The organism is Rhizobium sp. N731 (assembly GCF_001664145.1).
Lineage (GTDB): Bacteria > Pseudomonadota > Alphaproteobacteria > Rhizobiales > Rhizobiaceae > Rhizobium > Rhizobium esperanzae.
The window spans coordinates 3,680,873-3,697,061 of the sequence record NZ_CP013601.1; the positions used below are offsets into that span (position 1 = coordinate 3,680,873).

Annotated in this window: 14 protein-coding genes; 10 read left to right on the plus strand and 4 right to left on the minus strand. The window is 61.6% G+C overall.

Features of this window, described 5'->3' with window-relative positions; translation table 11 throughout:
* Nucleotides 1-63 precede the first annotated feature (63 nt).
* Nucleotides 64-1,503 (minus strand): pyruvate kinase, encoded by a 1,440-nt coding sequence (gene pyk, locus AMK02_RS17950; protein ID WP_064804893.1) that lies wholly within the window; start codon nt 1,501-1,503, stop codon nt 64-66.
* Nucleotides 1,503-1,988 (minus strand): DUF1036 domain-containing protein, encoded by a 486-nt coding sequence (locus AMK02_RS17955; protein ID WP_011426762.1) that lies wholly within the window; start codon nt 1,986-1,988, stop codon nt 1,503-1,505. Before AMK02_RS17955 ends, pyk begins: the two co-directional genes overlap by 1 nt.
* A 200-nt stretch (nt 1,989-2,188) precedes the next feature.
* Between AMK02_RS17955 and AMK02_RS17960 the strand changes: the two genes are divergently transcribed.
* The 3 genes from AMK02_RS17960 (at nt 2,189) to AMK02_RS17970 (ending at nt 3,664) form a co-directional block, all read left to right on the plus strand.
* On the plus strand, nt 2,189-2,977 hold the full coding sequence (locus AMK02_RS17960) for an N-formylglutamate amidohydrolase (protein WP_064804895.1): 789 nt from the start codon (nt 2,189-2,191) through the stop codon (nt 2,975-2,977).
* 26 nt (nt 2,978-3,003) lie between these two features.
* Complete coding sequence (locus AMK02_RS17965) at nt 3,004-3,309, plus strand: DUF1244 domain-containing protein (RefSeq protein ID WP_064804897.1); 306 nt, start codon at nt 3,004-3,006, stop codon at nt 3,307-3,309.
* A 91-nt stretch (nt 3,310-3,400) separates the two neighbouring features.
* Nucleotides 3,401-3,664 carry a DUF2312 domain-containing protein gene (locus AMK02_RS17970; protein ID WP_008533181.1) on the plus strand — a complete coding sequence of 88 codons (264 nt, stop codon included), beginning with the start codon at nt 3,401-3,403 and terminating at the stop codon, nt 3,662-3,664.
* Nucleotides 3,665-3,827: 163 nt separating this feature from the next.
* Here AMK02_RS17970 and AMK02_RS17975 read toward each other — a convergent pair whose 3' ends face one another.
* Nucleotides 3,828-5,669 (minus strand): DUF882 domain-containing protein, encoded by a 1,842-nt coding sequence (locus AMK02_RS17975; RefSeq protein ID WP_064804899.1) that lies wholly within the window; start codon nt 5,667-5,669, stop codon nt 3,828-3,830.
* 178 nt (nt 5,670-5,847) lie between these two features.
* Entirely contained in the window at nt 5,848-7,389 is a 1,542-nt protein-coding gene (locus tag AMK02_RS17980) for a sigma-54-dependent transcriptional regulator (protein WP_064804901.1), read from the minus strand.
* 207 nt (nt 7,390-7,596) lie between these two features.
* Between AMK02_RS17980 and AMK02_RS17985 the strand changes: the two genes are divergently transcribed.
* From AMK02_RS17985 to AMK02_RS18010, 7 genes are all read left to right on the plus strand, one after another.
* Nucleotides 7,597-9,453, plus strand: a complete 1,857-nt coding sequence (locus AMK02_RS17985; protein WP_064804903.1) for a M3 family oligoendopeptidase — start codon at nt 7,597-7,599, stop codon at nt 9,451-9,453.
* A 215-nt stretch (nt 9,454-9,668) separates the two neighbouring features.
* Entirely contained in the window at nt 9,669-10,856 is a 1,188-nt protein-coding gene (locus AMK02_RS17990; protein WP_064806325.1) for an aminodeoxychorismate synthase component I, read from the plus strand.
* On the plus strand, nt 10,853-11,482 hold the full coding sequence (locus AMK02_RS17995) for an aminotransferase class IV family protein (protein WP_064806327.1): 630 nt from the start codon (nt 10,853-10,855) through the stop codon (nt 11,480-11,482). The genes AMK02_RS17990 and AMK02_RS17995 overlap by 4 nt, the downstream gene beginning before the upstream one ends.
* A 2-nt stretch (nt 11,483-11,484) precedes the next feature.
* Entirely contained in the window at nt 11,485-11,769 is a 285-nt protein-coding gene (locus AMK02_RS18000; RefSeq protein ID WP_064804905.1) for a YciI family protein, read from the plus strand.
* A gap of 190 nt (nt 11,770-11,959) precedes the next feature.
* Nucleotides 11,960-13,411 carry a homospermidine synthase gene (locus tag AMK02_RS18005; protein ID WP_064804907.1) on the plus strand — a complete coding sequence of 484 codons (1,452 nt, stop codon included), beginning with the start codon at nt 11,960-11,962 and terminating at the stop codon, nt 13,409-13,411.
* 174 nt (nt 13,412-13,585) lie between these two features.
* Complete coding sequence (locus AMK02_RS30265) at nt 13,586-13,960, plus strand: hypothetical protein (protein WP_082929682.1); 375 nt, start codon at nt 13,586-13,588, stop codon at nt 13,958-13,960.
* 202 nt (nt 13,961-14,162) lie between these two features.
* Nucleotides 14,163-16,169 (plus strand): bifunctional metallophosphatase/5'-nucleotidase, encoded by a 2,007-nt coding sequence (locus tag AMK02_RS18010; protein WP_064804909.1) that lies wholly within the window; start codon nt 14,163-14,165, stop codon nt 16,167-16,169.
* Nucleotides 16,170-16,189: the final 20 nt, after the last annotated feature.

Genomic DNA, 16,189 nt, shown 5'->3' on the forward strand with positions numbered 1-16,189 from the left:
GTCACATGAACGAAAAAAGCCCGCCGCCTTTTGGGCAGCGGCCTTATCACGGATGCGATCGGATCAGATGCCGCTCTGGCCGTCCGAACCGATATAGGCAATGCGGAGCATGTTGGTGGCGCCGGGCGTGCCGAGCGGCACGCCGGCCGAGATGATGATGCGATCGCCCGGCTTGCCGAACCCTTCGTCGGCAACGATGCGGCAGGCGCGGTTAACCATGTCGTCGAGATCGGTCGCATCATGGGTGACGACGCAATGCAAGCCCCAGACGATGGCAAGCCGGCGCGCCGTCTTGATGATCGGCGACAATGCCAGGATCGGCACCTGCGGGCGCTCGCGCGACGCGCGAAGCCCCGTCGTGCCGGACGAGGTGTAGCAGACGATCGCCGACAGCTTCAGCGTCTCGGCGATCTGTCGGGCGGCAAGCGAGATCGCATCGGCGCCGGTTGCTTCCGGCTGGGCGCGCTGGGCATAGATAATGCCGGGATAATGCGGCTCGCGCTCGATGGCCGTGGCAATCGAGGCCATGGTCGAGACGGCTTCGACCGGATAATCGCCCGAGGCCGATTCGGCCGAGAGCATGACGGCATCCGCGCCTTCGAAGACGGCGGTCGCGACGTCCGAGACTTCGGCGCGCGTCGGCACCGGCGCCGAAATCATCGATTCCAGCATCTGCGTGGCCACGACCACCGGCTTGCCCGAACGGCGGCAGGCGCGGATCAGCTGCTTCTGAATGCCGGGAACCGATTCGAGCGGCATTTCGACGCCGAGATCGCCGCGGGCGACCATCAAAGCATCGGAAAGCTCGATGATCTCTTCGATGCGCTCGAGAGCCTGCGGTTTTTCGATCTTCGACATCAGACCAACGCGGCCGCGGGCGATCTTGCGCACTTCGGCAAGGTCATCCGGACGCTGGACGAAGGACAGTGCCACCCAGTCGACATCGTCAGTCGCGAGCACGGCGTCGAGATCGGACCGGTCCTTGTCGGTCAGCGCACCAACGCCAAGCAGCGTGTCCGGAAGGCTGACCCCCTTGCGGTCGGAGATGCGCGTGCCGGAAATAACTGTCGTGACGATGCTCTTGCCGTCGCATTTTTCTGCGCGCAGGGCGAGCTTGCCGTCGTCGATCAACAGGCGGTGGCCGGGCTGCACCGATTCCAGGATCTCGGGATGCGGCAGATAGACGCGGTTCTGGTCGCCGAGCGCTTCATTGTTGTCGAGCGTGAAGGTCTGGCCGGGTTTCAGGTCGACCTTGCTGTCGGTAAACTTGCCGACGCGCAGCTTCGGTCCCTGCAGATCGGCGAGAATGCCAATAGGCCGGCCTGAGCGCGCCTCGACCGAGCGGATGCGCTGGATGAGCGTTCGCATCAGGTCGTGGCTCGCATGGCTCATATTGATGCGGAAGACGTCGGCACCGGCTTGGTGCAGCTTCTCGATCATCGATTCCTCGGCGGAGGCGGGCCCGAGGGTGGCGAGGATTTTAATTTTGCGATTACGCTTCATCAATTCTGACTTTCTTGCGTCCCTGGGGTGTCGGAGAGTTGAACCATCCAGCTGCCCTGGCGGCCCGTGTCATATTCCTTGAATCCCATCTTCTGGTAACCCCGGGCATAACAATCCTGCACACCCGAGATCTTGAACTCGTTTTCCGCCACGCACATCTGCACGTCCCCCGTCCACCGTCCTCCCCGGGCGGCGTCCTCTGCGTAGAGGTAATAATAGCGCGACTGCAATTCTCCCTCGATCAGCGTGGCGCAGGTCGTTGCCGGCACCTGCCACCAGCCCTCCGTGATCCAGCCGTCCTTGGCCCTGTATCCGATTGCCACCCCAACCAGATTTTGCGTTCCGTTGCAGACGCGAAAATCGGCGCGTGCGGCATCTGCGATGAAGAACGGCATGGCGGCTGCAAGAGCAAACAGGGCGAGTCGGACCAGCGGTCCGGACCGCGTGAGGAAACTTGGCGCGGCTTGAATCAACACGGCTCCCAAATAGCTCCACGGTTATTCATGTCCGTGTCTTCTTGCGCCGCCCTCATCCGAAAGTCAACGCAATGCTAATCGATTATATTCCCTTTCATAACTGCCCGCGGAGGCTCATATCCGCTCTCTTCGCCTGTCGCGCTTGAACCGGTCGCGGGCGCATGCAATCACTGGGCGCGACTGCGCAACGGCCAACGGCAAATTCCTTCATGGACGACTTTCAATCCTTCGAAATCCTACCTGGAAAACATGACAAAGGCATGGTGATCCTCGCCGATCACGCGATGAACCGCCTTCCCGCCCGGTATGAAAGGCTCGGCCTGCCCGAGTCTGCCTTTGCCCGCCACATCGCCTACGATATCGGCATCGAGGGCCTGACGCGACAGCTTTCGGCGAGGCTCGGCATACCGGCAGTGCTCGGCGGTTTCTCGCGCCTGCTGATCGACCCGAACCGCGGGGAGGATGACCCGACGCTGATCATGAAGATCTCGGACGGCGCCGTCATATCAGGCAATCACCCGATCACGCCGCAGGAATGGAATTACCGGATCGAAGCCTTTCATCGCCCCTACCACGATGCCGTCGCAGGCACGATCGACACGGTGGCAAATAGCACCGGCAAGGCACCGCTGGTGCTGTCGCTGCATTCTTTCACGCCGGCGTGGAAGAGCATTCCCCGACCCTGGCACGCCGCCGTTCTTTGGGACAGCGACCGGCGCGCCGTCGGCCCGCTGATCGACAAGCTGCGCGCCGATCCCGATCTCGTCGTCGGTGACAACGAACCCTATGACGGCGCTCTGAAGGGCGATACCATGTACCGCCATTGCATGGTGACAGGCATCCCGCATGCCCTGCTCGAAGTGCGTCAGGATTTGATCGCGGATGAAGCCGGCATATCGGCATGGGCGGAGCGCCTGGCGCCGATTTTTACAGCGATGAATGCCGATCCGGGCCTGCACGAATACGACGTCCATCCGTCGCGCACCGGCCCCTACTGACGCCCACGGAATGAAAGGAGAGCGAGATGACCGCGCTCAGCAAGGAACAACAGACCGAATTCGAAGCCGCCGCCTTCCGTCGTCTGGTCGCGCATCTTCGTAACCGCAGTGACGTCCAGAACATCGATCTGATGAACCTGGCCGGCTTCTGCCGCAACTGCCTGTCGAACTGGTACCGCGAGGCCGCCGAGGCGGAGGGCGTTCCGGTCAGCCGGGACGAATCGCGCGAGATGATCTACGGCATGCCCTATGAGGACTGGAAGAACCTCCACCAGAAGGAGGCCTCACCTGTGCAAAAGGCGGCATTTGAGCTGAACAAGCCACACAAATAGTCCGCTTGGCCTTTAACAGGCTTGACCGTGACGCCGCTTCGCGGCAGTCACGTGCATCCCGAATTGATCACCGAAAAATCAGGAGAACACGATGTCTGATGCTCATGGCGTCGCCCGCGATCAGCTTCGCGCTTTCATCGAGCGCATTGAACGGCTGGAAGAAGAAAAGAAGACCATCGCCGACGACATCAAGGACGTCTATGGCGAAGCCAAGGGAATGGGCTTCGATACCAAGATCCTGAAGAAGGTCGTGGCGCTGCGCAAGAAGGACGAGCAGGAGCGCATGGAGGAGGAAGCAATCCTCGACACCTATCTGCACGCACTCGGCATGATCGAGGCGCCGCCGGAAGGCTGATTCGGCAACATCGCTGCTTTCGAAAAGCCGTCGGATCTTCCGGCGGCTTTTCTTTTACGCCGGATCCTGCTGGCCGTCCAACTGACTGTCCAACCGCTCAAACAGTCAGAAGAAAAACTGCCGGATCACTCCGGCGGTTTTCGGTCTGACGAGATCGGCAGGCTCAGTTCGTGTTGAACTTGTGCACTTCCATGAAGTTAACGGCCGTGCCGCTGAAGCGGGCCGGATCAACCGAGGCGGTCTTGACGTTGAAGCCCTCGGCATAGACAGCGGTCGGTTGGGCGCGCATCGTCTGGCTGACGAAGCGCGGCGCCTTGACCTGCTTGGACGCCATTTCGAGACGGGCATTGGTCAGCGCCCACTGCGAGATCATCTTCTGCGTCAGCTTCGGCTCGGTACGCACTGTCGTGCGGCTGGCATCGGCTGCTGCGGCTTCCTTCTGCGTCGGGCGCCCGCCCTTGACCGGAAGGGGCTGCGGCGCGGGGCTCTCGGCAGCCGGGGCATCGAAAGCGTCACCGAAGCTCGCCGATTTCGTCGCCGGCGCCAAGGCAGCGAGCTGCAATGACGGCTTTTCGGCGGCCGCCTTTTGCGGCATCGCGGCGGCGATTGCCTGCTCGACGCTCATTTGAGGCTCATGCGAGGCGACTTGGCTTTCCGTATCCTTGTTCTGCTGTTCGAGCGCGTCGGCGATGGCAGGAGACAGGCCGCCATCCTGATCGGCCTCGTCTGCCTCCGCTTCCGGATCGGCATCCGCCGCCGCAAGCAGATTTTCGGCAACGGCAGGGCGCTCGACCGGAGTGGGAACCGGCATTCCGTTCTGCATATTCGGATCGACCGACGCGACCTCGGCGTCACCCGGCGCGCGGCGCTGGCCGAGAAGCGAGGGAACGGGAATACTGTAGGCGCTGAGATCGGCGAATTGCTGCGGCTGGGCCTGATCGGCCGGAAGCGCCGCGGCAAGGGCCTGCTGCGCGGCGTTACCCGAAGACGGCGCCACCAGTGCGCTGGCCATTTCGCTGCCGGCCGGCTGGTTGCTGAAGGCCGGGCGAACCTGCGGCACCGGCGCGTTCAGGGCTGCGACCTCGGCCTGCTGCGGTTCGGCCGGAGCAGGTTCGGCCTTCGGCGGCGTTGCCTTGGCGACGGCGACCGGGGCCGAATCGTCGGTATCGTCTTCCTGCTCGTCCGCGCCGCCGCCGAAGAGCGCCGCAAACAGCGTCTTGTGCTTCGGCGCCGATTCGGAAGCGCTGGCGATCTCGATCTGCGTGCCACTGACGCGGCGCTTGTAATCGGCCATCGCCTGCTGATAGCCGGGCAGCGGCTTGCCGTCGGCTGGAATATGAATGGTGTTGCCGTTCGGGAAAAGTCGGACGAGCTCGTCGCGGCTCATGCGCGGCCAGGCGCGAACGCCGCCGACATCCATGTGCACGAAGGGCGAGCCGGATTTCGGATAGAAGCCGACGCCGCCGATCTGCATCTTCATGCCGATGGCCCTGAGCGTCGCAAGCTTGACGTCGGGAATGAAGAAGTCCATCGCCTTGCCGAGCATGTGCTGGCTCTTTTCGGCGACGCCGGAATTGCGCGAGCGGCCGCGCAGCATCTCGTTGGTCGCCGGCGAGCGGAAGCCGCAGACGACATTGATGTAGTCCCGTGAACCGCTCTGGCGATAGACTTCCCAGATCAGGTCGAACAGGCGCGGATCCATCTTCGTCGGCTGGTTCTTGCGCCAGTCACGGAGGAAGCGGTTCAGCTGCTCCAGACCCTTGGGGTCGAACTTGCCGTTACGCTTATAGGTGATGACGGCCTTTTCGCCGGTATGGATGAAATAGAGCTTGAGGCTGCGGGTTTCGCCCGCGGCCTCGGAAGGCGTACTAACGAATACCGGCGAGGAAACCGCAAGCGCAAGAAGGGCGGCCGCCGCCGTCCTCACTGCCTTTCCGCAGATGTCGGCGCACAAAGAACGCCAGCTCAAGCGCGAAGGCTTGGAAATCCCATTCAGATTCGGCAACTCGATCCCCGTCAGACAGACAATGTCCCGTACTGTCTCAGATGACTGTCAAATGCGGTCACACGATGGCAAAAATGCCACACATGATCAACCTTTTCTTTACATAGTGAACGAGCCACTAACAAGTGGTTTATGATCAGTAACAAATCGTGGTTGCCTGAGTCTTAATAAATAGGGCTTAAGCCGCATCTTTCTGGGGATTATCGGGGTCTATGCCGTAATCTTTGAGTTTGCGATAAAGTGTGGATCGGCCGATGCCAAGCTTGCGCGCCACTTGACTCATCTGTCCGCGATAGAATTTGAGCGCGAATCGGATGAGCTCCTCCTCGACATCGGCAAGCTTGCGCACGTCGCCTGAGGGGTTGACGCTGGCGATTGCATTATCGGAGGCCTCGGACAGGCGGTGATGGTGAACCTCCGGCGGCGTGCGGTATTCTTCGCTATATGCCTCGTCCGGGTCGAGGCCGGTATTGTCGGCCACGAGCGCCAGGTGATCCACCACTTCATATTCCGGAAGCTGGGCGGCGATCTGCGGGAAATCCGCCTCCGTCAGCTCCGGCCCTTCGGCGAGAACGACCGCACGGAAGATCGCGTTTTCGAGCTGGCGGATGTTGCCCGGCCAGTCATAGGCGGTCAGCAGCGCCAGCGTGCCTGAATTCACGGTCATGCGGCGGCCGTTCTTCTGTTCGCTGGAGAAGCGGTCGGTAAAGACGCGCACCAGATGCGGGATGTCTTCCTTGCGCTTGCGCAGCGCCGGAATGGTAATCGGGAAGACGTTGAGGCGATAGTAGAGATCCTCGCGGAAATGGCCGTTCTTGACCTCTTCGATCAGATCCTTGTTGGTCGCCGAGATCAGCCGGACATTGACCTTATGCGCGGTGCGCGCGCCGACCGTCTCGATCTCGCCCTGCTGCACGGCGCGCAGCAGCTTCACCTGCACTTCGAGCGGCAGGTCGCCGATCTCATCGAGGAAGATGGTGCCGCCGTCGGCTTCCATGAATTTGCCGATGTGACGTTCGGTCGCGCCAGTGAAGGCGCCCTTCTCATGGCCGAAGAGAATGCTTTCGACGAGGTTATGCGGGATCGCCCCGCAATTGACGGTGACAAACGGCTTGTTGGAGCGGTCGCCGCCGGACTGGATGGCGCGCGCCACCAACTCCTTGCCGACGCCGGATTCGCCTTCGAGCACGACAGGGATGTTGGATTGCGCCGCCCGCTGGGCGAGGTCGATGACACGGATCATCGCCGGGCTGGCCGATACGATGTCGTCGAAACCGACGGAGCCCGAGCGCGACCGGCGTCCGGCCCGCGCCTTCACCTCGCGCTGGTCGAGCTTCATCGCGTTCGAGATCGAGGTAGCGATGCGTTCGGGCGAAACCGGCTTGACGACGAAATCGAAGGCGCCGGCGCGCATCGCCTGCACGACGGTCTCGATGCCGCCTTGACCCGTCTGCACGATGACGGGGATCTGCGTGCCGAATTCGTGCAGTGCATCGAGGAATTCGAGGCCGGTCATCTCCGGCATCATCAGGTCGAGCACGATGACGTTGAAAAGGGTGCTGTCGCGCTTGACCATTTCCAGGCCGATCCGGCCGTTTTCCGCCTGGTGCACGACATGGCCGTGACGCTCGATAGCGTTCTTGAGCAGACGGCGCTGCACCGGGTCGTCCTCGACCACGAGGATTTGCCCTGCTCCTTTGAGCTCATTGTAACCGGTCATTGTCGCTCCACTTCATGCGAAACCATGAAGCGCACTCTGGCAGAAAGGCTTGAACATCCAGTTTTGAGAAATAATTGCATTTTAACGATTACGATGGGCCGATTTCGTGCCGAAGCGAGGCCTTTTATGCGCCGAAAGCCCCTTGATGCGGGGCCTTCTCGCGCTTATTCAAACAGACCTGAGATAAAGTGGAGAGGAATTGCGCCCATGAAAATCGAGCCCCTGCACGCCGGCTTTTTTTTCTCGCCAGCAGCGCCAGCCGGGGCGGCGGCCGATCCGGCGCTCGGCGACCTGCCGGTCTGGAAGCTGCAGGATCTTTATCCCTCCGCCACGTCGACCGCCTTCGTCGCCGACATGGAAAAGGCAGGCAAGGCCGCGATCGCTTTCGAAGAAAAGTGGAAGGGCAAACTCGCCGAAGCGGCAGCGAAGACCGGCACCGAAGGCATCGGCGCGGCGCTGAAGGAATATGAGGCGCTTGACGATATCATGGGCCGCCTCGGCTCCTTTGCCGGCCTCACTTATTTCTCCGACACCACCAATCCGGCAAACGGCAAGCTCTACGGCGACGTCCAGGCAAAGATCACCGAATTCTCCGGTCATCTCCTGTTCTTCGCGCTCGAGCTGAACCGGATCGACGACGCCGTCATCGACACTTGCATGGCCAAGGACCCCGATGCCGGCCATTATCGCCCCTGGCTGATCGACCTCAGGAAAGATAAGCCCTATCAGCTCGATGACAGGCTGGAGCAGCTCTTCCTCGAGAAGTCGATGACATCGGCCTCCGCCTTCAATCGCCTCTTCGACGAAACCATGGCGGAACTTCGCTATGAGATCGATGGCGAGAAAGTGCCGCTCGAGGTGGCGCTGAACATGCTGCAGGAGAAGGATCCCGACGTGCGCCGCAAGGCGGCCATGGCGCTTGCCGAAACCTTCAAGGCGAATATCCGCATCTTCACGCTGATCACCAATACGCTTGCCAAGGACAAGGATATCTCCGACCGCTGGCGCGGCTTCGAGGATATCGCCGACTCCAGGCATCTGGCAAACCGTGTCGAGCGAGAGGTTGTCGACGCCTTGGCCGCCGCCGTCCGGGAAGCCTATCCGCGCCTTTCGCACCGCTATTATAAAATGAAGGCGAAATGGCTCGGCATGGAGCAGATGAATTTCTGGGACCGCAACGCGCCCCTTCCGGAAACGTCGAGCGCCGTGATCTCCTGGTCGGACGCGAAGGACACGGTGCTCTCGGCTTACGGCAATTTCGCCGCCGAGATGGCCGATATCGCCAGCCGCTTCTTCGACGAGCAATGGATCGATGCCCCGGTTCGCCCAGGCAAGGCGCCCGGCGCCTTCGCTCATCCGACGGTTCCCTCGGCTCACCCCTACGTGCTCGTCAATTATATGGGCAAGCCGCGCGATGTCATGACGCTTGCCCACGAACTCGGCCACGGCGTCCATCAGGTTCTCGCCGGCGCGCAGGGCGCGCTGATGTGCCAGACGCCGCTGACACTTGCCGAAACCGCATCCGTCTTCGGCGAGATGCTGACCTTCCGCGCGCTCCTGGAAAAGACCACCGACAGACGCGAGCGCAAGGCGATGCTTGCCCAGAAGGTCGAGGACATGATCAACACGGTCGTGCGCCAGATCGCCTTCTACGAATTCGAGCGCAAGCTGCACACCGCTCGCAAGGCTGGCGAACTCACCGCCGACGACATCGGCGAGCTCTGGCTCTCCGTCCAGTCGGAAAGCCTCGGGCCGGCGATCAATATCTCAGAAGGCTACGAGACCTATTGGGCCTATATCCCCCACTTCATCCATTCGCCCTTCTATGTCTACGCCTATGCCTTCGGCGATTGCCTGGTCAATTCGCTCTATGCCGTCTACCAGAAGGCCGGGAAGGGCTTTCAGGAGAAGTATTTCGAACTGCTGAAGGCCGGCGGCACCAAGCATCACTCCGAACTCTTGAAGCCTTTCGGCCTCGACGCCACCAATCCGTCGTTCTGGAGCCAGGGCCTGTCGATGATCGAGGGCCTGATCGATGAGCTGGAAGCGTTAGATAAAGCGTGAATTCTCGTCGCCAGGAGCGGAGAGGCGGCAACGAGTCCCTTCTCCCCACAGGGGAGAAGGTGCCGGCAGGCGGATGAGGGGACGACATAGCAGAACCCGTCCTTCGCATATGCTCAGGACGTCGCTTCGCTCCTCCCCCTCATCTGCCTTTCGGGCATCTTCTCCCCCGTGGGGAGAAGAGAAAATACCTCGCCCTCCCAATCGCATCTTGAGTGATGAGGAGCAGAACAAACCGAAAGCGTTGCGTGGCCGATCAACCCTATATCCTCTTCCGCGACGACGCGACCGGCCAGGTGATGCTTTTCGCCGAGCCGGCTGAGATCATCATTGCCCGGACGCGCAGCGAATTCTTCGCCGGCCTCGCCCGTATGGAAGAGGCCAGGGCCGACGGAAAATGGCTTGCCGGTTACATGGCCTACGAGGCCGGATATCTCTTCGAGGAAAAACTCGCGTCCTTTGCCGCAGAAGGTCGGGAAACGCCGCTCCTCTGTTTCGGCGTCTTCGACGCACCGCAGCCGGACACGCATCCACTTGCCCAGCCGAAACAGCGTCTCGAAAACGAGGAATTCCTCACCGCCCCGAAGGCGGCCTGGGATTTCCCTATATATAAAGAGCGTTTCGACCGCCTTCACCAGCACCTGCGGCTCGGCGACGCCTATCAGGCGAACCTCACCATGCCGATCGAAGCCCGCTGGAGCGGCGATCCCCGTGCCGCCTTCTGGTCGCTGATCGAACGCCAGCCGGTGAAATACGGCGCACTGGTCGATCTCGGCGGTCCGGTCATCCTGTCGCGTTCACCCGAACTCTTCTTCCGCACAGATGAACAGGGCTGGATCGAAACCCATCCGATGAAAGGCACGGCAAAGCGCGGCGCTACTGCCGCCGAGGATGCCGAAATCATCGCGGCCATGCGGGCTGATATCAAGACGCAGGCGGAAAACCGCATGATCGTCGATCTCCTGCGCAACGATATCTCCCGCATCACCGAGGTCGGCACGCTCGATGTCCCGAAGCTCTTCGACGTCGAGACCTATCCGACCGTCCACCAGATGGTGAGCCATGTGCAGGCCAGACTTCGATCCGGCCTATCGATCCGCGACATATTTGCCGCCCTCTTCCCCTGCGGGTCGATCACCGGCGCCCCGAAGATACGGGCGATGGAAATCCTGCACGCCCTCGAAGATGACCCACGCGACGCCTATTGTGGGGCGATCGGCATGATCTCGCCGACCGGCGCCATGCGTTTTTCCGTCGTCATCCGCACCGTCACGCTTTTCGGCGGTGGCAGGGCGGTCTTCAATGTCGGCGGCGGCATCGTCTTCGATTCCACCGCCGAAGCCGAATATGAGGAATGCCTGCTCAAGGCCCGCTTTGCCGTGGGCGACCAATGGATCGCGCGATGACCGATTTCTCGCTGATCGAGACGTTGCGCTGGCAGCCCGGCGAAGGCTTCATCCGTCTGCGCCTGCATCTGGCCCGGCTTTCCCGCTCCGCCCGTCGCCTCGGTTTTCCGCAGCCGGTCGAGGCGGCTGCCAAGCTCGAGGACGGCGTTGCACGATCTACCGGTCCGCTGCGCATCCGACTGACCTTCGACGCGCAGGGCCGCATCGAGGTAATGAGCGCGGCTTTCGTGCCGCTGGCGCCGGAGGCTGTCTGGACGGTCCGCATCGCCGAGACCCGCCTCGTTTCCACCGACAGGCTGCTGCGCCACAAGACCACGCGCCGCGCCGTCTACGAGACGGCGCGCGCCGAATATGGGCCCGACGAGGCCGATGAAGTCATCCTGTTGAACGAGCGCGGCGAGGTCTGCGAGGGCACCATCACCTCCGTCTTCCTGGATGACGGGACCGGTATGCTGCGCACTCCGCCGATCTCCTGCGGCCTGCTTGCTGGCGTGCTGCGCACCGAGCTCATTTGCGCGCGCAAGGCTCGCGTCGGCCATGTGACACTTGCCGATCTCGATGCCGGCACGCTTTATGTCGGCAACTCGCTGCGCGGACTGATCCGCGCCAATCTCCTCAGGAATTGATCATGTTCATTCTCTCCCTCACCTATCGCAAATCCAATGACGAAGCCGACAGGCACATGGAGCCGCATCTGGCCTGGGTGAAGGAGGGCTATGCCAAGGGCTGGTTCCTCGCCTCCGGCCGCAAGGTGCCGCGCACCGGCGGCGCGATCCTCGCCATCGGCGACCGCGCCGAAATCGAGGCCTATGTCGCCGCCGATCCCTTCACCATCCACGGCGTCGCCGAATACGACATCACCGAGCTTGCGGTGACGACGACGGTCGAAGGGCTGGAAATCCTGAAACGCTGATTTTGGCAGAGGCGGGGCGGATGATCCGTCGCCTGCCGGCCTCACCCGCCCGATATTTGACCTTTCCCGGTCAACACTCTTTATTGTGACGCCGTTTTGTGGTTAGAGCCGGTCACCTCGCAATTTCTGCGGCAATTTCAAAAGAATTCTTCAGGCTGATCGCCTTCGTCCCCTTCCACAGGAGAAAAGAATGACGGACAAGAACCACCCGGTATATGCCGAAATTACCGGTCCGATCGTAATGATCGGCTTTGGCTCCATCGGCCGCGGCACCCTGCCGCTGATCGAGCGCCACTTCAAATTCGACAAAAGCCGGATGGTCGTCATCGACCCGCGTGAAGAACCCTCCGACATGGAGATCCTGAAGAAACACGGCGTTCGCCACATTCAGGAATATGTCACCAAGGACAATTACAAGGAGCTGCTGAAGCCCCTGCTGACGAAAGGCGAAGGCCAGGGTTTCTGCGTCAACCTCTCGGTCGACACCTCCTCGCTCGACATCATCAAGCTCTGCCGCAAGCTCGACGTTCTCTATATCGATACGGTCGTCGAGCCCTGGCTCGGCTTCTATTTCGACAAGGGCATGAGCAATGCCGACCGCACCAACTATGCGCTGCGCGAGACAGTGCGCAAGGAAAAGGCGAAAAACCCCGGCGGCGCCACCGCCGTCTCCACCTGCGGCGCCAACCCGGGCATGGTCTCCTGGTTCGTGAAGCAGGCGCTCGTCAACCTCGCCCATGATACCGGCGTTAAATTCGACGAACCGGACCAGCACGATCGCGAAGGCTGGGCCAAGCTGATGAAGAAGGTCGGCGTCAAGGGCGTCCACATCGCCGAGCGCGACACCCAGCGCACCAAGCATCCGAAGCCGCTCAACGTCTTCTGGAACACCTGGTCCGTCGAAGGCTTCATCTCCGAAGGCATGCAGCCGGCCGAACTCGGCTGGGGCACGCACGAGCAGTGGATGCCGAAGAACGCCAAGAAGCACAAGAAGGGCAACAAGGCGGCGATCTACCTGGAGCAGCCGGGCGCCAACACCCGCGTGCGCACCTGGTGCCCGACCCCCGGCCCGCAATACGGCTTCCTCGTCACCCACAACGAGTCGATCTCGATCGCCGATTATTTCACGGTCCGCGACAAGGAGGGCGAAGTCACCTTCCGTCCGACCTGCCACTATGCCTACCATCCGGCCAACGACGCCGTGCTCTCGCTGCATGAGATGTTCGGCAACGGCGGCACCCCGCAGCCGGTCCACCACGTACTTGACGAGGACGAGCTCGAGGACGGCATCGACGAACTCGGCGTCCTGCTCTACGGTCATGAGAAGAATGCCTACTGGTATGGTTCGCGCCTGTCGCTGGAAGAAACCCGCCGCATCGCGCCCTACCAGAACGCCACCGGCTTACAGGTGACCTCCGCCGTTCTCGCCGGCATGGTCTGGGCGCTGGAAAATCCGAAGGCCGGCATCGTCGAGGCCGACGAGATCGATTACAAGCGCTGCCTCGAAGTGCAGATGCCCTATCTCGGCCCGGTCGAAGGCCACTACACCGACTGGACGCCGCTCGACGGACGTCCTGGCCTCTTCCCCGAGGATATCGACACCAAGGATCCCTGGCAGTTCAGGAACGTCCTCGTTCGCTGAAAATCGTCCTCACAGGATTTTGACAATGCCCGCCGCAAGGCGGGCATTTTTGTAACGCTGGCTGTATAAATGCCGCCCCCCGCTGCTCCAAGCCTTGCCATCATGGCGGACGCACGCCATGTTTTGCGCGAACTTGGCGGGTGACCGCCACGCCGATTCGCCGGGAGAAGCCTTATGAAAATCAGAACTGGTCTCGTTCTTGTCGGTGCAGCGGCCACTCTTGCCGCCTGCGTTTCATCAGGACCGCAACAGCGACCGATCGCAGTCGCGCCGCCTGCAACAAATTCTGTTGAAGGCGAATGGACGGATGCCAACGGCTTGACCTCCGCCTTCACGAATGGACAATTCGTAACCCGCACCAGCGACGGAACGAACACGCAGATGGCGTCGGGAACATATACAACCACCCCCGACGGAATCATTCAGATAAACCTTTACTCGAATGTTAAGCGGACGACTTCCCTTGTTAATTGCGCCTTGAGCGGCATGAGTCAGCTGAATTGTACGACTGCAACGAATTCGCAGTTCACGCTTACACGTCGTTTGTAATGCTTCAATATGGCCCTGCGAAAGCTCCCACTCGGGAGCTTTTTTGTTTTGCGGCCTCTTGGAAAGCGCCGCTGCAAACCCAGCTTCCCTCTTGCGGCCATGCGTCGTTTGTTGAAACATCGGCACGCGGGAAACCGCCTGGCACCACTATAGGGATCGGCGAGGATCAGGGGGATCTCTCGCCTCAATCAGGAGAACAGGGATGACGAAGTCTTTCAGCTTCGGTCTTTTGACCGCGTCCATGCTGGCGCTGAGCGCGGGCGCCGCCTTTGCCGATTACGAACTCAATATTCTTCACATCAACGATTTCCATTCACGCATCGAGTCAATCAACAAATTCGATTCCACCTGCTCGGCCGAGGAGGAAGGCAAGAAGGAATGCTTCGGCGGCGCCGCCCGCCTGAAGACCGCGATCGACCAGCGCCGCCAGGCGCTATCGGGCAAGAATGTCCTTCTCCTGAATGCCGGCGACAATTTCCAGGGCTCGCTGTTCTACACCACCTATAAGGGCGCGGCTGAAGCAGAATTTTTGAACCTGATGAAGTTCGACGCCATGACCGTCGGCAACCATGAATTCGACGACAGCGAGGACGGGCTTGCGACTTTCCTCGACAAGGTGCAATTCCCCGTCGTGACGGCGAACGTCAAGGCGAGCGCCGTCTCCAAGCTCGGCGACCGCATCAAGCCTTCGCTGGTGCTCGATGTCGGAGGCCAGAAGATCGGCATCGTCGGCGCCGTCACCAACGATACGCCAGAGCTCTCCTCCCCCGGCCCGAATGTCACGATCGAAGATGACGTTCAGACGATCACATCAGCCGTCCAGGACCTGAAGGGCCAGGGCGTCAACAAGATCATTGCGCTGACCCATGTCGGCTATCCCCGTGATCTCGCTTTCATCGCCAAGATTCCGGATGTCGACGTCGTCGTCGGCGGCCACTCCCATAGTCTGCTCTCCAATACCGACCCGAAGGCTGAAGGCCCGTATCCGACGATGGTCGACAACCCCGGCGGCTATAAGGTGCCGGTCGTCCAGGCCGCCTCTTACAGCAAGTACCTCGGCGAAATCGTCGTCAATTTCGACGATAATGGCGTCGTCAAGGATGCCAAGGGCGACCCGATCCTGATCGACTCGTCCTTTACACCCGATCCGGCCGTCGTCGCTCGCGTCGCCGAACTGGCAAAACCGATCGAGGAACTGCGGAAAAAGGTGATCGGCTCCTCCGAAAGTCCTATCGAGGGCGACCGCAAGGTCTGCCGCGTCAAGGAGTGCTCGATGGGCAATCTGGTGGCCGACGCCATGCTTGACCGCACGAGGAACCAGGGTGTCACCATCGCCATTCAGAACGGCGGCGGCCTGCGCGCGTCTATCGACGGCGGCGATGTCACCCAGGGCGAAGTCATCACCGTGCTGCCTTTCCAGAACACCCTCGCCACTTTCGAAGCCACAGGCGCGGACGTCGTCAAGGCGCTCGAAAACGGCGTCAGCCAGATCGATCAGGGCGCCGGCCGCTTCCCGCAGGTCGCCGGCCTGAAGTTCTCGTTCGACCAGTCGAAGCCTGTCGGCAGCCGCGTCAGCGATGTTCAGGTGAAGGAGGGCGACAATTTCGCGCCGATCGATCCGGCCAAGACCTACAAGATCGCCACCAACAACTTCATGCGATCAGGCGGCGATGGCTATTCGATCTTCAAGGAAGGCAAGAATGCTTACGATTACGGCCCGGATCTTGCCGACGTGACCGCCGACTACGTCGCCGCGCATTCGCCTTATAAGCCCTATACCGATGGCCGCGTCACCGAAATCGGCGCGACCGTGGCACAGGCGCCCGCTGCCGAACCGGCGGCTCCCGCGCCGGCGGCACCTGCACCGGCCACTGAGCCAGCTCCTGCCCCGGCGGCCCCGGCTGCACCCGCTCCGGCTGCCGAGCCTGCCCCGGCCGCACCCGCACCAGCCACCGAGCCTGCCCCGGCCGCGCCAGCCCCGGCAACACCGGCAGCTCCCGCGCCCGCGACGGAACCGGCTCCGGCGGCCTCCGCACCCGCCGCAACAACACCTTCCACTCACGTCATCGCGGCCGGCGACACTTTCTGGGATCTGGCTGTGACCTTCTATGGTGACGGCACGCTGTGGCGGAAGCTTTCGGAGGCCAACGGCAAGCCGAACCCGCGCCACCTGACGGTTGGCAAGGAGATCCAGGTTCCTGCAAAGTAAGACGATTTGTCTCGACACCA

Coding starts and splice junctions, on each gene's coding strand:
- AMK02_RS17980 (WP_064804901.1), bottom strand. CDS start 7,389: ATGACCGGTTACAATGAGCTCAAAGGAGCAGGGCAAATCCTCGTGGTC.
- pyk (WP_064804893.1), bottom strand. CDS start 1,503: ATGAAGCGTAATCGCAAAATTAAAATCCTCGCCACCCTCGGGCCCGCC.
- AMK02_RS17985 (WP_064804903.1), top strand. CDS start 7,597: ATGAAAATCGAGCCCCTGCACGCCGGCTTTTTTTTCTCGCCAGCAGCG.
- AMK02_RS17965 (WP_064804897.1), top strand. CDS start 3,004: ATGACCGCGCTCAGCAAGGAACAACAGACCGAATTCGAAGCCGCCGCC.
- AMK02_RS17990 (WP_064806325.1), top strand. CDS start 9,669: ATGAGGAGCAGAACAAACCGAAAGCGTTGCGTGGCCGATCAACCCTAT.
- AMK02_RS30265 (WP_082929682.1), top strand. CDS start 13,586: ATGAAAATCAGAACTGGTCTCGTTCTTGTCGGTGCAGCGGCCACTCTT.
- AMK02_RS18010 (WP_064804909.1), top strand. CDS start 14,163: ATGACGAAGTCTTTCAGCTTCGGTCTTTTGACCGCGTCCATGCTGGCG.
- AMK02_RS18005 (WP_064804907.1), top strand. CDS start 11,960: ATGACGGACAAGAACCACCCGGTATATGCCGAAATTACCGGTCCGATC.
- AMK02_RS18000 (WP_064804905.1), top strand. CDS start 11,485: ATGTTCATTCTCTCCCTCACCTATCGCAAATCCAATGACGAAGCCGAC.
- AMK02_RS17970 (WP_008533181.1), top strand. CDS start 3,401: ATGTCTGATGCTCATGGCGTCGCCCGCGATCAGCTTCGCGCTTTCATC.
- AMK02_RS17960 (WP_064804895.1), top strand. CDS start 2,189: ATGGACGACTTTCAATCCTTCGAAATCCTACCTGGAAAACATGACAAA.
- AMK02_RS17995 (WP_064806327.1), top strand. CDS start 10,853: ATGACCGATTTCTCGCTGATCGAGACGTTGCGCTGGCAGCCCGGCGAA.